This is a genomic window from Micromonospora sp. U21, from assembly GCF_018070045.1.
In the GTDB taxonomy this organism is placed as follows: domain Bacteria; phylum Actinomycetota; class Actinomycetes; order Mycobacteriales; family Micromonosporaceae; genus Micromonospora.
In genome coordinates this window covers 1-15,802 of record NZ_JAGPYK010000032.1, presented here as the reverse complement: position 1 = coordinate 15,802, position 15,802 = coordinate 1, and the positions used below count along the sequence as shown (strand labels likewise).

At 72.2% G+C, this 15,802-nt stretch carries 19 protein-coding genes and 1 pseudogene; 7 read left to right on the top strand and 13 right to left on the bottom strand.

Annotation, left to right across the window (positions count from 1 at the left end):
* Window positions 1-33: 33 nt before the first annotated feature.
* From KBX63_RS28795 to KBX63_RS28775, 5 genes are all read right to left on the bottom strand, one after another.
* Entirely contained in the window at window positions 34-543 is a 510-nt protein-coding gene (locus tag KBX63_RS28795; RefSeq protein ID WP_210916670.1) for a methylated-DNA--[protein]-cysteine S-methyltransferase, read from the bottom strand.
* A complete protein-coding gene (locus tag KBX63_RS28790) occupies window positions 540-2,039 on the bottom strand; it encodes an AlkA N-terminal domain-containing protein (RefSeq protein ID WP_210916669.1) in 1,500 nt (499 codons plus the stop codon). The genes KBX63_RS28795 and KBX63_RS28790 overlap by 4 nt, the downstream gene beginning before the upstream one ends.
* Before the next feature lie 155 nt (window positions 2,040-2,194).
* Window positions 2,195-3,583, bottom strand: coding sequence for an FAD-binding oxidoreductase (locus KBX63_RS28785; protein WP_210916668.1), 1,389 nt, complete (start codon window positions 3,581-3,583; stop codon window positions 2,195-2,197).
* Window positions 3,584-3,969: 386 nt separating this feature from the next.
* Entirely contained in the window at window positions 3,970-4,473 is a 504-nt protein-coding gene (locus tag KBX63_RS28780; RefSeq protein ID WP_210916667.1) for a hypothetical protein, read from the bottom strand.
* Entirely contained in the window at window positions 4,470-4,979 is a 510-nt protein-coding gene (locus KBX63_RS28775; protein ID WP_210916666.1) for a SigE family RNA polymerase sigma factor, read from the bottom strand. The genes KBX63_RS28780 and KBX63_RS28775 overlap by 4 nt, the downstream gene beginning before the upstream one ends.
* A gap of 137 nt (window positions 4,980-5,116) precedes the next feature.
* Here KBX63_RS28775 and KBX63_RS28770 point away from each other — a divergent pair.
* The 4 genes and pseudogenes from KBX63_RS28770 to KBX63_RS28755 form a co-directional block, all read left to right on the top strand.
* Window positions 5,117-5,545: pseudogene (locus KBX63_RS28770) on the top strand (hypothetical protein); the annotation flags it as partial.
* Window positions 5,546-5,895: 350 nt separating this feature from the next.
* On the top strand, window positions 5,896-6,630 hold the full coding sequence (locus tag KBX63_RS28765) for a peptidase E (RefSeq protein WP_074314354.1): 735 nt from the start codon (window positions 5,896-5,898) through the stop codon (window positions 6,628-6,630).
* 94 nt (window positions 6,631-6,724) lie between these two features.
* Window positions 6,725-7,810, top strand: a complete 1,086-nt coding sequence (gene ychF, locus KBX63_RS28760; protein WP_210916663.1) for a redox-regulated ATPase YchF — start codon at window positions 6,725-6,727, stop codon at window positions 7,808-7,810.
* 92 nt (window positions 7,811-7,902) lie between these two features.
* Window positions 7,903-8,652, top strand: a complete 750-nt coding sequence (locus tag KBX63_RS28755; RefSeq protein ID WP_210916662.1) for a DUF1028 domain-containing protein — start codon at window positions 7,903-7,905, stop codon at window positions 8,650-8,652.
* Window positions 8,653-8,659: 7 nt separating this feature from the next.
* Here the strand turns inward: KBX63_RS28755 and KBX63_RS28750 are convergent, their stop codons facing one another.
* The 7 genes from KBX63_RS28750 to KBX63_RS28720 form a co-directional block, all read right to left on the bottom strand.
* Window positions 8,660-9,034 (bottom strand): VOC family protein, encoded by a 375-nt coding sequence (locus tag KBX63_RS28750; protein ID WP_210916661.1) that lies wholly within the window; start codon window positions 9,032-9,034, stop codon window positions 8,660-8,662.
* Window positions 9,035-9,085: 51 nt separating this feature from the next.
* Entirely contained in the window at window positions 9,086-10,357 is a 1,272-nt protein-coding gene (locus tag KBX63_RS28745) for an MFS transporter (RefSeq protein WP_210916658.1), read from the bottom strand.
* Window positions 10,358-10,438: 81 nt separating this feature from the next.
* Window positions 10,439-10,720: a hypothetical protein gene (locus tag KBX63_RS28740; protein WP_210916655.1), complete on the bottom strand. Its 282-nt coding sequence runs from the start codon at window positions 10,718-10,720 to the stop codon at window positions 10,439-10,441.
* A gap of 117 nt (window positions 10,721-10,837) precedes the next feature.
* Entirely contained in the window at window positions 10,838-11,572 is a 735-nt protein-coding gene (locus KBX63_RS28735) for a class I SAM-dependent methyltransferase (protein ID WP_210916653.1), read from the bottom strand.
* 223 nt (window positions 11,573-11,795) lie between these two features.
* On the bottom strand, window positions 11,796-12,158 hold the full coding sequence (locus KBX63_RS28730; protein WP_007464929.1) for a PH domain-containing protein: 363 nt from the start codon (window positions 12,156-12,158) through the stop codon (window positions 11,796-11,798).
* A 10-nt stretch (window positions 12,159-12,168) separates the two neighbouring features.
* Window positions 12,169-12,921: a class I SAM-dependent methyltransferase gene (locus KBX63_RS28725; RefSeq protein ID WP_210916651.1), complete on the bottom strand. Its 753-nt coding sequence runs from the start codon at window positions 12,919-12,921 to the stop codon at window positions 12,169-12,171.
* Window positions 12,918-13,808 (bottom strand): LysR family transcriptional regulator, encoded by an 891-nt coding sequence (locus tag KBX63_RS28720; RefSeq protein WP_210916649.1) that lies wholly within the window; start codon window positions 13,806-13,808, stop codon window positions 12,918-12,920. The genes KBX63_RS28725 and KBX63_RS28720 overlap by 4 nt, the downstream gene beginning before the upstream one ends.
* Window positions 13,809-13,927: 119 nt before the next feature.
* Here KBX63_RS28720 and KBX63_RS28715 point away from each other — a divergent pair, with 119 nt between their 5' ends.
* Complete coding sequence (locus KBX63_RS28715; protein ID WP_210916647.1) at window positions 13,928-14,281, top strand: DUF1801 domain-containing protein; 354 nt, start codon at window positions 13,928-13,930, stop codon at window positions 14,279-14,281.
* On the top strand, window positions 14,278-14,709 hold the full coding sequence (locus KBX63_RS28710; protein ID WP_307871874.1) for a VOC family protein: 432 nt from the start codon (window positions 14,278-14,280) through the stop codon (window positions 14,707-14,709). Before KBX63_RS28715 ends, KBX63_RS28710 begins: the two co-directional genes overlap by 4 nt.
* 126 nt (window positions 14,710-14,835) lie before the next feature.
* On the opposite strand, the gene KBX63_RS28705 is transcribed toward KBX63_RS28710, so the two are convergent.
* On the bottom strand, window positions 14,836-15,144 hold the full coding sequence (locus KBX63_RS28705; protein WP_089019073.1) for a 4a-hydroxytetrahydrobiopterin dehydratase: 309 nt from the start codon (window positions 15,142-15,144) through the stop codon (window positions 14,836-14,838).
* Between the two features lie 183 nt (window positions 15,145-15,327).
* On the opposite strand from KBX63_RS28705, the gene KBX63_RS28700 reads away from it, so the two are divergent.
* A complete protein-coding gene (locus tag KBX63_RS28700; RefSeq protein ID WP_210916644.1) occupies window positions 15,328-15,768 on the top strand; it encodes a (deoxy)nucleoside triphosphate pyrophosphohydrolase in 441 nt (146 codons plus the stop codon).
* The last annotated feature ends 34 nt before the right edge of the window (window positions 15,769-15,802 follow it).

Below are 15,802 nucleotides of genomic sequence, written 5' to 3'. Positions count from 1 at the left end.
CGACGGTAGCGTCAATGGGTGTCGATGCTTGTGTCAGGTTGTTGTCAACCGCCGCTCATGACCGAGAAGCCACTTCTTCACGTCCAGCCCCCAGCGGTAGCCACCGAGCGTGCCGTCGGTCCGCAGCACCCGGTGGCAGGGCACGAACAGTGCCACCGCGTTACGGGCGCAGGCGGCCGCGGCGGCCCGCACCGCCGGCGGACGGCCGGCCAGCGCGGCGTACCCGGTGTAGGTGACCGGGCTGCCCGGTGGGACATCGCGCAGCACCTGCCAGGCGTGCGCCATGAACTCACCGCCGGTGCTCTGCCGTACCGGCACCGCGTCGATGGCGGTGAGGCCACCGTCCAGGTAGGACCGGACGGCCCCGCTGACCGGGCCGAGGTCGGCCCGCGGTCGAAGTGGCGCCCGCAGGGTGGGGTGGACCAGGGGCAGCAGTGCCGCCGGGTCCGGGGTGAAGCCGGCGGCCCGGACGTCACCGTCCGGACCGGCGAGGATGCTCAGCGGGCCGGTCGGTGTGCTCAGCACGGTGCTGTCGATGCTCATGCCGCTCTCCAGAGTCTGATCGTGGCGTAGGACCGCCAGGGGCGCCAACGTTCGGCGTACGCGTCGAGGGTCTTCGCGGTGTCCGGCAGGCCGAGCGCGGCCGCGCCGCGTCGGACCGCGAGGTCGGTGGGTAGCAGGACGTCCGGGTCGCCGAAGGCGCGCATGGCCAGGTAGCCGGCGGTCCAGGGGCCGATGCCGGGCAGCGCCAGCAGTCGCCGGACGGTCTCCTCCCGGTCGCCGCCCGAGGCCAGGTCCAGCTGCCCGTCGGCTACGGCCCGCGCCAAGGCGCGCACCGTCTCCCGCCGCCCGACCGGCATGCCGAACCCCTCATCCGGCACTCCCAGCATCTCCTCGGCACTGGGAAACCCGCGGAGACTCCCCGGCTGGTCACCATCGTGTCGATCACGAGGTTGACCGGCGGTTCGATCTCCGTCCGGCCCGCCGATCCCATGATCGAGGCGGTCGCGGGCGGCCAGCAGGCGGGTGAGGGTGGTGCGGGCGGAGGTGACCGAGACCTGCTGGCCGATGATGGCGCGGACCGCCAGCTCGAAGCCGTCCACCGCACGGGGGACCCGGATGCCGGGTTCGGCGGCGACGGCCGGGGCGAGCGCCGGGTCGGCCGCGAGCGTGGCGTCGATGGCGACCGGATCCGCGTCCAGGTCGAGCAGCCGGCGGCAACGGGCCACCGCCGGCGCCAGGTCGCGCAGGTCGGCCAGGCGCAGCGTCGCCGCCACGTGCCCGTCCGCCGGGGTCAGCGCCACCTGGCCGGCGCCGTGCGGCAACCGCAACCCCCGGTGGTACGTCCCGTCGCGGACCTCCTCCACTCCGGGCAGCGCCCGCACCGAGAGGAAGTCCAGCAGCGCCCGGGCGTGCAGCGGCGCACGGTACGCCAGACGGAGCGTCAGCGTTCCCGCCCCGACCGGCGCCTGGTGCCGGCCACGAGCCGCCCGCAGCTCGGACGGGGCGATCGCGTACACCTCGCGAACCGTGTCGTTGAACTGCCGCACGCTGCCGAAGCCGGCGGCGAACGCGATCTCGGCCATCCCGAGGCCGGTCGTCTCGATCAGGATCCGGGCGGTCTGCGCCCGCTGGGCCCGGGCCAGCGCGAGCGGCCCGGCGCCCATCTCGGCGCGCAGCATCCGGTGCAGGTGCCGCTCGGTGTAGCCGAGCCGGGCGGCCAGCCCGGGGACGCCGTCCCGGTCGACCACCCCGTCGGCGATCAGCCGCATCGCCCGGCCGACCACGTCGGCGCGGACGTCCCACTGGGGCGAGCCGGGTGCGGCGTCCGGCCGGCAGCGTCGGCAGGCGCGCAGCCCGGCGCCCTGCGCCGCGGCGGCGGACGGGAAGAACCGGACGTTCTGCCGCTTGGGCGTGGTCGCGGGGCAGGATGGCCGGCAGTAGATCCCGGTCGACGTCACGCCGGTGTAGAACCAGCCGTCGAACCGCTGGTCACGGCTGTCCACGGCCCGGTAGCACCGCTCGAAGTCCATCTCCACGTCACCGATGATGCCCCCCTCCTCGGGCGATCGGCTGGCGGAAATCGGACGTCAGCGTGCACCAGCAAGGAAGGGCACCTTATTAACGCCTGGTGCATAGCAAGGGCCCCTTGTTAACAGCCGGCCGGCGGCGGGGGCGCCGTGGCGCTGGCGGCTCAGCGGCGGCGCCGATGAGGCTGGCCGGATCGGGTCGGCTGGCCGGATCGGGTCGGCTGGCCGGATCGGGTCGGCTGGCCGGACAGCAGGGCCGACCGGAACACACCGTCCGGGTCGTACCGCTTCCACAGCCGTCGTACCCGGGCACCGGTCTCACCGGGGTAGATCCGGGCGAACGCCGCCGGGTCCGGTCGGCTCTCGAAGTTGACGTAGGCGCCGTCGGCGCGGCCGGCGGCGCCCCGCCAGGCCGCGTCCAACACCGCGCCGCCCTGCGGTGGGAACACCGAGGCGATCACCAGGATGTTCTGGTGCCGATGCGGGTAGGCGGTCGCTTCCGGGGCGACGTCGTTGACCGCTCCGCCCACCGAGCGGAGCTGGATCACCGCCCGCCCCGGTCCGGTGACCGCCCGCGTCGCCGCCCGCGCACCGGCGTCGCCCAGCTCGGTGAACAAGCCGTTGGTGGTCGTGCCCCGCTGCTGCCCGACGTTGGGGTGCAGGTGCGCGGTCGGCACCAGGGTCGGGTAGGGCAGCAGGTCGGTCCGGTGTTCGAGCACCTTCCCGATGGCCAGCAGTGGCTCGACCAGGGGCCGGGCCCGGCGCAGGCTCTCGGCGGCCACCACGGCGGTGATGGACATGAGGGCCGAGCGTCCCTCCGGGAACAGCACGGCGGCCGCGGACAGCTCCCGGGGGGCCTGCGCCAGGTAACCCGCCCACTCCCGAACGGTGCGGCCGTCGGGGTGCGCCTCGATGACGAGCTGCGCCACCCCGACGTTGCGCTGCTCGGTGGCCTCGATCTCGAACGCCACCACGATCCCCGCCCCGGCGCCGGCGCCCCGGACCAGCCAGAACAGCTCCGGCTCGTGCTCCGCGTCCGCGCGCACCAGCGTGCCGTCCGCGAGCACCACCTCCACGGCGCGGACCCGGTCGATGGTGAGGCCGTAGGAGCGGACCAGCCAGCCGACGCCACCGCCGGTGGCCAGGCCGCCGACGCCGACGTTGCCGTGGTCACCCGAGCTGATCACCAGGCCGTACGGGGCGAGCGCCGCCGCGACGTTCGCCCAGCGGGCGCCGGCCTCGATCCGGACCAGCCCGGACCGTTCGTCGAGAACCTGGACCCGGTTGAGCATGGACAGGTCGATGACCAGGCCACCGTTGTTGGAGGAGGCGCCGGAGAGACCGTGTCCGCCGCTGCGGACGGCGATCGGCAGCCGTTGCTCGCGCGCGTAGCGGATCGCGGCGACCACCTGCGCGGCGTTCTTCGGCAGCAGGACGCCGGCCGGCGACGCCGTGGTGGTGTACGTCGAGCGCAGCTGCGCGTACCTGCGGTCGCCGGGTGTGACGATCTGTCCGGTGAGCGAGTCGGGCACCCGGGCCAGGGTGCGGCTCATCGCTGCCCCTCGCGCACCTGCACGCCGGCCGTCGGTACGACAGGCGGGTCGAGGCTCAGGCCGGAGGCGGGCCGGTGTCCGTGATCGGTCATGGTTCAAGGGTGGGCGGTCGTACCGGCCCCGGCAAACCAGGGTCGGCTGCTGATCCGGTTCGCCGGGAGGCGGGAGCGCGCAGGCTCGGGCAATAGCGCGCGATGGTGACCGGGATCTCGGACCGACTGCTCGCCCGGCGGCTCAAGGACGTGGAGAGCGATGGGTCGATTGAGCGGATCGTGCTGACGGACGTCCAGGCAGATCCGCTACGCCCCGAGCGGACGGGGTGGCGGACGACGACGGCCGGCCGGTCAGATCGAGCAGGAAGACTGGCCCGATCTGACCGGATCTGATCAGCTCGCTCGGCTCGGCACCCCGGGCGGGCCGGGCGGACTCGGCACGACCGTCGGACTCGCCAAGGCCGGCACGCCGGGCGGGCCGGGCACACCGGGCCCGCCGGGCGGACCGGGCACGGGCGTCGGACTCGCCGTTCCCGGCACGCCGGGCGGGCTCGGCGCGACCGTCGGACGCGCCGGGGTCGGCACGACGTCCGGCCCGGGCGGGGTCGGCACGACGTCCGGCCCGGACGGGGTGGGGGCGGGCAGGGTGGGCCGGACCGAAGGGCTCGTCGGGCTGGGCGCGGCCGGCCGGGGTTGGTCCGACCCGGTCCCGGCGAGAGCGAACGGGGCGGCGATCAGGACGACCGCGAGGGTGCCCACCGCCCCCATGGTCACCGTGGCCCGGCGCCGGTTGCGTACCCGCCGTTCCGCTCGGCTCAACTGGTCATGCACGATCGGTGCCTCCTCGGCCAGGTCGGTGAGGGTGGAGCGGATGAGGTGCTCGAAGGGATCGGTCATCGCCGTACCTCCAGCATTTCGACCTCCGGCAGCAGCTCCCGCAGCCGGCTGACGGCCCGGTGGGTACGGCTGCGCACCGTGCCCACCGAGCAGCCGAGCAGCTCAGCCACCCGTGCTTCGGGCAGGTCCTCGTAGTAGCGCAGGACCACCACCGTCCGCTGCGCCGGTGGCAGGTGGCGCAGTGCGGCGCGCATCGCCAACCGCACGTCCGACCCGCCACTCGGATCGGCGCCCACCGGCTCGTCCGCCGGGTTGAGCGGCGTCTCCCGCCACCGCCGAAGTCGCCGCCACCAGCTGATCTGCTCGCGGTACATCACCACGCGCAGGTATCCCTCGGGGTCGGCGTGCCGGATGGTCCCCCACTTCGGGATGGTCCGTGCCAACGCCGACTGGAACAGGTCCTCGGCGGCGTTGCGATCCCCGGTCAGCAGGTACGCGACCCGCATCAACGCCGGAGTCCGGCTGGCGACGAACTCGGCCAACCGGGCGCGCTCGTCCTCGTCCACCCACCACCTCGTTTCGTTGTCACCCGTACAGACGCCCCAGGTCATCCTCGCTATCCATGATCCGAGCGGCTTTTCCGCCCGAAAGTGTCGGTCGTGACGGCTAACGTTCGGCCACCAACTCAAGAAGGGGTGCGGTGATGGGGAGCGTGGCGGGTCGGGCGGCGGCATCGACACGGGACGCGTTCCCGCCGCTGCCCCGCGCGGTGGTGCAGTCCTTCTACCGCCGGATGCGGGCCGTGGCGCCGGCCGCCGTCGGCGCGATCGAGCGGGACCGGGCGGCCGACACCGAGCGGGCCTTCGCCGACACCGCCTGTGGCCGGCTGGCTCGCTCGCTCGACGACGCGGGCCTGCGTGCGTTGGGCATGTGGACGCACCACTGGTGCATGCGCTTCTACGACGACGACACGAGGGTCGGCCGGCGGCTGGTCCGGGAGATCGCCGTCCGGCCGGGGCTGGGCTGGACGGGCGACGAGGTGCGCTGGATGCTGCGCGAGTCGGTCTGGGCCGGCCCGGCCGCCGCCGAGCGGTTCACCCTGCCCCGCGCCGCCGCCGCGCAACTGCGCCCGGAGGACCGGCCGTTCGGGGAGCTGCCCCCGGGTCACTGGCCGGAGCGCGAGGCGGCTGAGAGCCAGCGCGCCGCCGACCCGGTTGAGGGCCATCCCAATGGGACGGAGTCAAGCCGCCTGGCCGAGTTCGGTCCGTCCGCCGAGCCCGCGTCGGACCGGGTTGCCGGCAGCGAGCCGACCGGAAGGGTCGCCGGGGCGATGGCCGTGGTGCCCCGTCAGCGACGCGCTGGCTGAGTGGGTGGGCGTCCTGCTGGCCTGGCCGGCACCGGGCGTCGGCGCCGGGCGGGGTGATCGACCGGCGGCCCGCTGCGGCAGGATGAGAGCCGTCCCGCACCGACGGAAGGACCCACATGCCCGCCAGCGAACCGACCATCCTCGCCACCAGCATGGGTTTCTTCCGGGGCGACCGCGGTCCCACCGACCTGCGCCCCGGCCCGGTGTTCGAGCTGGCCGCCGAGCTGGCCGACGCCGGCCCGCAGCCGCGCATCTGCTACCTCGGGCAGGCTGTCGGGGACCAGCCCACCTCGTTCACGGCCATCTACGGCGCGTTCGCCGACACCCGTTTCCGGCTGTCGCACCTTGCCCTGTTCCCGATGCCGAACGTCGAGGACGTCCGCGCCCACCTGCTCGCCCAGGACGTGATCTGGGTCGGCGGCGGTAGCGTGGCCAACCTTGTCGCATTGTGGCGGGTGCACGGGCTCGACGAGATCCTGCACGAGTGCTGGCAGGCCGGCGTGGTGCTGGGCGGCGTCTCCGCCGGCTCGATCTGCTGGCACGTGGGTGGCGCCACCGACAGCTTCGGCCCGCGGCTGCGCGGCTTCACGGACGGCCTGGGCTGGCTGCCGTACGGCAACGGGGTGCACTACGACAGTGAGGGCCAGCGGCGACCGCTGATGCACGAGCTGGTCGGCGACGAGACGTTGCCGACCAGCCACTGCACCGACGACGGGGTCGGGCTCGTCTACCGGGGCACCCGACTGGTCGAGGCGGTCGCCGACCGCGAGGGCGTCTCGGCGTACGAGGTCAGCCGCGGCGCGGACGGCAGCGTCCGGGAGGCGGTCATCGCCCCACGCCTGCTCGGCTGAAGGCCGGCCGGCGCCCCACTGGCTCGGGTCGGCCCGAGTCGAAAACCGAGCCGCGTGGACCGGTCCGTCCAGCACCGGCGTAAGCTGGCCCGTCGTGAGTCTCACCATCGGCATCGTCGGCCTGCCCAACGTCGGCAAGAGCACGCTTTTCAACGCGTTGACCAAGAACGACGTGCTGGCGGCGAACTACCCGTTCGCCACCATCGAGCCCAACGTCGGCGTGGTCGGGCTGCCCGACGAGCGGCTGGGCGAGCTGGCCGAGATCTTCTCCTCGCAGAAGGTGTTGCCGGCGCCGGTGTCGTTCGTCGACATCGCCGGCCTGGTCCGCGGCGCGTCGAAGGGGCAGGGCCGGGGCAACGCCTTCCTGGCCAACATCCGGGACGCCTCGGCGATCTGCCAGGTGGTGCGGGCCTTCTCCGACCCGAACGTGGTGCACGTCGACGGCAAGATCTCCCCGGCCGACGACATCGAGACGATCAACACCGAGCTGATCCTCGCCGACCTGCAGACCCTGGACAAGGCGCTGCCCCGGTTGGAGAAGGAGGCCAAGCTCCGCAAGGACCGCCTGGCCGCGGTCGCCGCCGCGAAGGCCGCCATCGAGGTGCTCGACGGCGGCACCACCCTGTACTCCGGGGCCGCCGCCGCCAAGATCGAGCTGGAGCACCTGCGCGAGCTGCACCTGCTCACCACCAAGCCTTTCCTGTACGTCTTCAACGTCGACGAGGCCGAACTGGCCAACGAGGCGTTCCTCGACGAGCTGCGCGCCCTGGTCGCCCCCGCCGAGGCCGTCTTCATGGACGCCAAGATCGAATCTGAGCTGGTGGACCTGCCCGAGGAGGAGGCCCGCGAGCTGCTGGAGTCGATCGGGCAGAACGAGCCCGGCCTCAACCAGCTCGTCCGGGTCGGCTTTCGGACCCTCGGGCTCCAGACGTACCTGACCGCCGGCCCCAAGGAGGCGCGGGCCTGGACCGTCCCGGTCGGCGCCACCGCGCCGGAGGCCGCGGGTGTCATCCACTCCGACTTCCAGCGCGGCTTCATCAAGGCCGAGGTGGTCTCGTACCACGACCTGGTCGAGCACGGTTCGATGGCGGCGGCCAAGGCTGCGGGCAAGGTCCGCATCGAGGGCAAGGAGTACGTCATGCAGGACGGCGACGTGGTGGAGTTCCGCTTCAACGTCTGAATCCGGCCTGTTAACGCAGGTCAGGCGGTTGCCTCGTGAGCAACCGAGGCCGGCTCCGGAATGCTGGGCGTTCGTCCGGGTACCTGCCGACCGTGACCTTCTCGATCGCCGCACGGTGTCCGCGTACCGGCCAGCTCGGGGTGGGAGCCCTGACGGCCAGACCGGCGGTCGGCAAGCTCGTCGCACACGTTCACTCCGGCGGTGGTGCGGTGGCAACCCAGGCCACCTCCAACCCGTTCCTGGCCTACGACGGCCTGCCGATGCTCGGCGAGGGCCGCTCGCCGCAGGAAGTCCTGACCGAGCTGCTGGCCCGGGACCCGGGTCGGGAGGTGCGGCAGGTCGGGATGGTCGACCGTCAGGGTCGTTCGCACGCCTTCACCGGCAGCCGGACGAGCGACTGGGCGGGGCACCGCACCGGGCCGGGTTACGCGGTGCAGGGCAACCGCCTGGTTGGCCCGGAGACCCTCGCGGAGATCGTCCGGGTGTTCGAGGACAGCCGGGAACTCGACCTGGCTGAGCGGCTCGTGCTGGCCGTCGGGGCCGGCGAGGAGAGCGGTGGTGACCGGCACGGCGCGCGGTCGGCGACCGTGACGGTGATCGGCGATCAGCCGTACCCGCTCTCGGACGTGCGGGTCAACGACGCCGAGCATCCGGCGCGGGAACTACGCCGGTTGTACGGCGTCTTCCGGGAGCAAGTGCTGCCGACCATCCGGGGGCTGCCCACCCGCGACGACCCCATGGGCGAGTCCGCTCGGCAGGCGCTCGGGGCGCAGATGGGGCAGCAGACACCGTCAAACGCCGTCAACCGGGCAGCAACGAGCGCAATCCGCGACGCCCTGTGAGCGGGCGCTACAGCTCGGACCAGACGCCCAGTTCGTTTCCGCTGGGGTCGGTGAAGTGGAACCGCCGGCCACCCGGGAACTCGTACGGCCCGTTCACCACCTGACCGCCGGCGTCCTTCACCGCCTGCACGGACCGGTCCAGGTCGGTCGAGAAGAGGAGCACGAGCGGGCCGCCCGTCCGGACCTCCTGGTCGGCCCGCAGACCGCCAACCTCGGCTGCGGAGTCGCCGTGCGCGCTGCGGATGCCGGCGTACCCCGGCCCGTAGTCGTTGAACTGCCAGTCGAACGCTTCGGCGTAGAAGCGCTTGGCCTGTTCGAGGTTGGTGACCGTGAGCTCCACGTAGTCGATGGCGTGGTGGCGGTGCGGCGATGACTCAGACATGCCCGCATTCTGCGCGCCGGGTACGACGCTGCGGGCGGGTGACGCTCTCCCTCACGCATCCTGTGCAGTCAACCGGTGGTCAGTGGCGGACGGCTTCCGCCGCACCAGCGCGAACCCGGCGGCGATCAGGCCGAGGGTCACGATCGCCGTGGCGCAGACCAGCAGCGTCGGGCGGGCGCCGATGGCGCCCACGAGCGGGCCGCCGAGCATGGTGCCCAGCGGCACCGCCAGCACGAGGATGGCGCCGTTCGCCGCCAGCACCGCCGGCAGTTGTGTGGTGGACGTGCTGCGCTGGAACAGCGCCATTGAGGTGGACAGGTACGGCGCCCAGATCAGTCCCGCCAGGGCGAAGGCGGGCAGCGAGAGGCCGATGGGTGCGCTCAGGCCCAGCGGCAGCATGGCAATGCCGAACCCGACGACGATGCCGATGGTGGTGGACCGTAGCGGCCAGCGGTGAAGGTAGCCCGCAACCAGACCTCCGGCGAGACCGCCGATGCCGAACGCGGTGTAGTACGCGCCGAGCAGCGTCGCGGAGGCGTGCAGGTCGTCGGTGATGTGGATCGGCATCGCCACGTACACCGGTCCGAAGAGGAAGAAGAACCCGAGGCTCAGCACCAGCAGGCCCAGCAGGGCTGGGTTCTGGCGGATGACCGCGAAGCCGGCCGTTCGCGAAGCGCCGCGCTCGGACCGTGCGGGTCCGCCGTTGGGGGGGAGGGCGAGACGGTACGTGAGGGCCAGCGCGGCGAAGGTGGCGGCGTCGATGGCGATGACCCACACCGGCCCCGTCCAGCTGATCAGGATGCCCGCCAGTGGCGGACCGACGATGGTGGCGAACCCTCCGATGGTGGTGAGTACGGCGTTGGCCGGCAGATGGTGTCGCCGCGGCAGCAGCTCGGCGATCAGGGTGAACCGGCCGGCGGAGCCCCACGAGTGCAGTAACGCCGACGCGGCCAGCAGGACCACGTACAGCCCGATGGTGAGCACGCCGGCGACGTGTGCGAGGGGGATCGCCGCGAGTGCGGAGGCCCGCAGGATCGCGTCCCATCCGGCGAGCTGCGCGCCGCCGCGCCCGCGCAGCAACCGGCCGAAGAGGGCCGTCCCGGCCGCGCTGGGCAGGGTGTACGCCGCCATGGCCAACGCGATCCAGGTGCCCCGCTGATCATGCGGGGCGAGTTGGATGGCGAGCCAGGTCACCGCGACGACCGCCATGCCGTCGCCCAACGCGGAGACGGCCAGCCCGGGCAGGATGCGCCGGAGCTGAGGGTGACTGAGCACCGGCCAGTACGGCGAGGAGCGCGGGAAACGGGCGGCGTCCGTTGGCATGCTGCCAGCTCAGCCGGCGCGGGCCCGGCAGATCAAGTAAGACTGCTGGCAGCAGAATCAGCCGAGCGCGAAAGGTTCGAACTACCGGTCCGGGTGGACGTCCTCGGCGCGCGGCCGGTCAGGGCGCTCGTCTGCTTCGGGTGCGGTGTCGCCGCCGAGCAGTACCCCTCGTAGTCGATTGTTCTCGCGCTTGGCGCGACGGGCCCGACCGGTACCGGCGACGATGCTGCAGATCCAGCCGAGCGGCACCAGCACCCGGCCGATCGTATGGGCCCTGCCGTGCGCGTTTCCCTGGAGGATCCAACCGACAACGAACAGGCCGAGCGCCAGCGCCAGGAGAGCCCGTTCGACTCGTTTGGTCATCATGGGCACCCGCTTCCGCTGACGGAGATCGACCCCGGCCCCTCGGTGACAGGTCGTCGTGCCCACAGTGACACAGCCACGCCCATGCCCTCGGGGGCCGGAGTCGATCAACCGCTGCTACTCCGCCCGGTAGACGGAGATGTGCGCCGGGCTGTCGGCCTGGAACGGTCGTCGGTGCCAGTCGGCGTACCGCTCGGTGAGCCGGAGCCCTGCCTGCTGCGCCATCTCGTCGATCTGGTGCGGCCAGGCGTACCGCATGGCGAACGGCTTCAGGTGCACACCGTCCGCGTCGAACGTGATCGTCTGCCGGATGAACCGCTGCGCAGGCCGGTCGTACCGGTGCAGTCGGATCGTCGCGGAGTCCTCGGTCACGGCACGTACCTGCACCTGCTCGTCCGAGTCGAAGCTGCGCGGGTCGGGCACGAACGTCTCGATGACGAACGCGCCGCCGGGCGACAGCACCCGGGCGACGTTGCGGAAGCAGTCCGCCTGCCGCTCGGCGTCCACCAGGTTGAACAGCGTGTTGAAGACCAGGTACGCGAGTCGGAATTCACCGGCCACCGGCACGTCCGCCATGTCGGCGACGACCACCGGGATCTGGTCGCCGCCGGGTTTCGCCCGCAGCTGCGCGAGCATCTCCTCGGACGCCTCGACGCCGTGCACGGCGAGGCCGCGTTCGGCCAGCGGCAGCGCGACCCGGCCGGTGCCGATCGCCAGTTCGAGAACCGGGCCGCCGTCGGCCAGGTCGGCCAGGAAGTCAACGGCGGGGACCGGGTCGGGGTTGGTGCCGCCCTCGTCGTATCCGGCGGCCCACAGCCGGCCGAAGAGGCCGGGATCGTCGAAGACCGACATCAGCGGCCTCCGGGGTTGGGGTCAGTGGCGCCCAGCAGCGCCAGGGGAACAGTCCTGCTCACGAAGTCTCGATTCCTCGGATCGGATGACGGTGGGTTCGGGGGACTTCGTCGTGTTGGGCATGGCGGCTGCTCCCTTCGCGCGGCTGTCGACCGAGGACACCAGAGACGCCGCGGGCCCGGCAAGGCAAATACGCCGACCGGGCCCACGACGGGACGTGCCGTCAGGAGATGTGGTGCAGGATCACGTTGTGCACGTGGTGGCTCTTCTGCGCGCCACGGAACTCCACCTCGTAGGTGTGCGTGCCGACGTGGATGGCGATCGCGCCGGTGGAGAAGAACGTGCCGCCCCAGGACTTGTTGCTGACCACGCTCACGCTGGTGATCTTCGAGTACGGGATGCTGGTGATCGCATGCCGCTTCCCGACGAACGAGCGGTCCTGGATGATCACGCGCCGGTCGGTCAGCCCGATGAACCCGGTGCCGGTGCCGACAGCGTCGTAGACGGCGATGATCTGCTCACCGTCGAGGAGTCCACTCTCGATCTGCTGGACCTGCTCCTTGCGGTCGTACGCGATGTTCGCCATGCGGACCAGGCTAGGCAACCGGTGCCAGCCGGCTGCTGTGGGCGATGACCAGGAACTCGCCGTCGCCCTGGCCGACGGGCTGGCGGTGCCAGCCACCGTGGATGTGGGCCACGGTGAAACCCGCAGCGGCCAGGGAGTCGCGTAGCTGCGCCTCGGTGCGGAAACGCAGCGTCGCCGAGCTGAGCAGTTCCTCGCCGTCGGCGAAGCGGTAGTGGTGGATGAAGCTGACCGCGCCATCGCGTACCCCGGTGACCTCGGTCCACGCGCGGACCTCGTCGCCGTCCGGCAGCCTGATCCGCCGGTGGGAGTCCGCCGGGTTCCAGTGTTCCCAGCGGCGGTCCGCCGGGTCGCGGGCGTCGAAGACCAGCCGGCCGCCGGGTGCCAGCGCCCGGTGCAGGTCGGCGAGGGTACGCGCCCACTCCGCGTCGTCGACGAAGAACTGCGCCACGTGGCTGGTCAGCACCGCCACGTCGAACGCCTCGTCCGGCAGCAGGGCCGAGGTGCCCTCGATCCAGGTCACCCGCTCGCCGCCCGACCTGGCGCGGGCGGCAGCCAGGGACGCGCCGGCGGGGTCGACGCCGGTGACGGTGTGACCGGCGGCGAGGGCGACGGTCAGGCGGCCGGTGCCGCAGCCCAAATCGAGGACCCGGACGGCCGGGGTCTCGTCAACCACCGCCCGGAAGAAGTCGTCGTCCGGCCCCCACGCGCACTCGGCGTCGTAGACCTGGACCAGTCGGGGATGGCGGAACTCGCCGTGCCTCATCGGTCCGCGCTGTTCGCGTCGGTCGCGGCCCGGACGAACTCCCGTACCCGGGTGGTGGTGTTGCTGGCCAGCCACACCGGGCCCCGCTCGATCGGCGGCGCGTCGTGGATCGGCACGTATGTCACGTCGGGGCGCGGGTAGTAGCGGCGGGTGTGCTCGCCCACCGGCAGCACGCCCCGGCCCATCGCCACCAGTGTCAGCATCTCGGAGAAGGTGTTTCCGACGGGACCCTGCGGCACCGGCCGGCCGGACGGGGTGCGCTCCGGGGTCCGGTCCCGCTTGAATTCCGCCGACGTCACCGGCGGGTACTGCACCACGGGATGGTCGGCGAGCACCTCCAGCGACACGGATCGTTCCCGGGTGAGCGGGTGACCCACGGCCACCGCCAGCATCCGGTCCTCGGACAGCAGCGCCGGGCCGTTGGCCATCCCGTCGAACGGGTACGAGGCGATCAGCACGTCGGTCGTGCCGTCGAGCAGGCCGGACCGGGTGGTGGACAACTGCGCCTCGTGCACCTCCACCCGGCAGTCGGGGTGTCGTTCGGAGAACAGCGCCACCGCACGGAGCAGCACCGGTGCCGTCCACTCGCCGAGGAACGCCACCCGCAGCGTCCCGGTGACGCCCCGGCCGGCGTCGACCGCGCGGCGGACCGCCTCGTCGATCCCGGCCACGTGTGGCGCCAGGTCGTCGGCGAGTTGCCGCCCGATCGGGGTGAGCCGGACGACCCGACTGGTCCGGGCGAACAGCGGTGCCCCGATCTGGCGCTCCAGCTTCTTGACCACGTGGCTGACCCGGCCGGTGCTGACCCGTAGCCGCTCGGCGGTCCGGCCGAAGTGCAGCTCCTCGGCGAGAGTCAGGAACGTCTCGACCTCGTACCGCTCCAGCACGTCACTCCCACCGTTGACCTGTGGTCAACGATCGTAGCGGCAACCGGTCTTGGTCCGCGGCCCCCGTGGGCGGATCGTGAGGTCGGCGAGGAAACCGCACTCGACTGAGAGGCTGCGAGATGAGCATCGACGACTACCTGGCCGGCCTGGCCGGCCCGCTCCGCGAGATCGGGGAGAAGCTGACGCCCGTCATCGCGGACGCCCTGCCCGGGGCGACCGGCGCGATGTGGCACGGCCACCCGGTGTGGGGTCTGGGCGACCGGCCCGGTCAGCGCCCGATCTGCCTGGTCAAGGCGTACGGGTCCTACGTCACCTTCGGGCTGTGGCGGGGGCAGGAGATCGCTGACCGGTCCGGGCGACTGGTGCCCGCCGCGCGCGCCATGGCGGTGGTGAAGCTGCACGGCGTGGCGGACATCGACCCTGCGCTGTTCACCGACTGGCTGCGTGCGGCCGCCGCGCTGGAGGAGGCGTGAGCAGGCACAGCGAGCGAACCAGCGGGCACAGCGCGGTGCGGGTGACCGGCTTCGACCATCTGGTGCTGACCGTCTCGGACGTGGAGCGGGCCCTGGACTTCTACTGCGGCCAACTCGGGCTCGCACCGGTACGGGTCGACGAGTGGCGGGCCGGCGCCGTCCCGTTTCCGTCGGTGCGGATCAGCCCCGGGAGCATCATCGACCTCGTGCGGGGCGACCGGCAGGGCACGAACGTCGACCACTTCTGCCTGGTGGTGGCGCCGCTGGACTGGGCGCAGGTGATCGACTCGGGTCTCTTCACGGTGCTGACCGGCCCGGTCAGCCGGTTTGGTGCCCGCGGTTCGGCAACCTCGATCTACGTGCGGGACCCGGACGGCAACTCGGTGGAGCTGCGTTGGTACCCGCAGGACGCCAGCGCCGACGGATGAGCACCACCACGCGGCAGCCCCGCGCTCCCCGTCCGACGAACGGGAAGCGCGGGGCTTCCGGGGTACGTCAGTGCTCGCTGCCCGGGGTGTCTTCAGGAAAACCTCAGACGACCCCGCAAGGAGCGGTCAGGACTCGGTGACCGCGCGGTACGCGTCCTCGATACGGGCCGCCAGCAGGACCTCGCCCTCGGTCAGCGGCTCGCCGTTACCGTGCCCGACCCGGATCTGGGTACTGTCAGACCGACGGCTGATCTCGGGGCGCAGTCGCAGCGCGTCGGCGACGACCTTTACCCGTTCGGTCAACGCCGCGTGTTGGGTATCGTCGATCTCGAGAGTCCGTCGGATCTGCTCGCCTTCACGCGTCCAACCCGAGAGCAGGGTCAACGCGTCGGAAAGGTAGTCGTGCTTGGCCCGGCTGTTGAACAGCACGCGCATAACCGCACCCCCCAAGCGCCGTTGCCGGCTTGTGGCCAAATCGTCGCCATCCCGTGTCTTGTCGGTGCCCTCTAGTTTGTCGTCGCTCGGAAGGGGTGTCCACGCCCACACTTCCGTGTTCTGTTGGCCTAGCGGACGGCGTCGGTACCCAAACCGCCGATTGATCTGGCACCCTGGACGCCCGTGCGGACCGAACGGGCTAATGGTGGCGGGCAGGCCGAACGACGGGACCTGAAGGTGATCGTGGGAGCGGCGATCATCCGGGACGGGCGGGTGCTCGCCTGTGCCCGTTCCGCCCCGCCCGAGGTGGCGGGGATGTGGGAGTTTCCCGGCGGAAAGGTCGAACCGGGGGAGGGCGAGACCGACGCGCTGGTCCGGGAGTGCGCCGAGGAGCTGGCCGTACGCGTGGAGATCGGCGACCGGGTCGGCCGCAACGTGCGGATGGCGCACGGCCGCTCGGTGCTCAAGGTGTACGCCGCCCGCCTGCTGCACGACGATCAGCCGCAGGCGCTGGAGCACTCGGCGCTGCGCTGGCTCTCCGCCGACGAGCTGGAGTCGGTCACCTGGCTCCCCGCCGACGCCCCCATCGTGGCGGCCCTCCGCCCCCTCCTCGCCACCCCCTAATCCCACCCCCCCCCCCCCGCAGACCCCCCGTGAT